1 protein-coding gene is annotated in these 564 nt (G+C 69.1%); it reads right to left on the bottom strand.

The genetic code is table 11. The features are described from left to right. Positions 1 to 564: LLM class flavin-dependent oxidoreductase (locus tag OO52_RS45605; RefSeq protein WP_030941316.1), on the bottom strand; the 564-nt coding region annotated here is incomplete at both ends.

Raw genomic sequence — 564 nt, 5'->3', positions numbered from 1 at the left:
GACTGGTGGGTCGGCGCGTCGGGCACGCCGGCCGGGCGTCCCTTGGCGAACTCCTCGCGCAGGACGGGCACGACCTCCTCGCCGAGCATGTCGAGCTGCTCCAGCACGGTCTTCAGCGGCAGCCCGGCGTGGTCCATCAGGAACAGCTGACGCTGGTAGTCACCGGCGTACTCCCGGAACGACAGGGTCTTCTCGATCACCTGCTGGGGCGAGCCCACGGTCAGCGGGGTCTGGTCGCTGAAGTCCTCCAGCGACGGCCCGTGGCCGTAGACGGGGGCGTTGTCGAAGTACGGCCGGAACTCGCGCACGGCGTCCTGCGAGTTCTTCCGCATGAACACCTGCCCGCCGAGCCCGACGATGGCCTGCTCGGGCGTGCCGTGCCCGTAGTGGGCGTAGCGGCTGCGGTAGAACTCCACCATCCGCTGGGTGTGCTCCTTGGGCCAGAAGATGTTGTTGTGGAAGAAGCCGTCGCCGTAGTAGGCGGCCTGTTCGGCGATCTCCGGCGAGCGGATCGAGCCGTGCCAGACGAACGGCGGGACGTCGTCGAGCGGGCGCGGGGTGGAG

Source organism: Streptomyces flaveolus (genome assembly GCF_000716535.1).
GTDB classification, from domain to species: Bacteria; Actinomycetota; Actinomycetes; order Streptomycetales; family Streptomycetaceae; genus Streptomyces; species Streptomyces flaveolus_A.
Note: the sequence above shows the minus strand (reverse complement) of the source record. Positions and strands in the feature narration are given on the sequence as shown.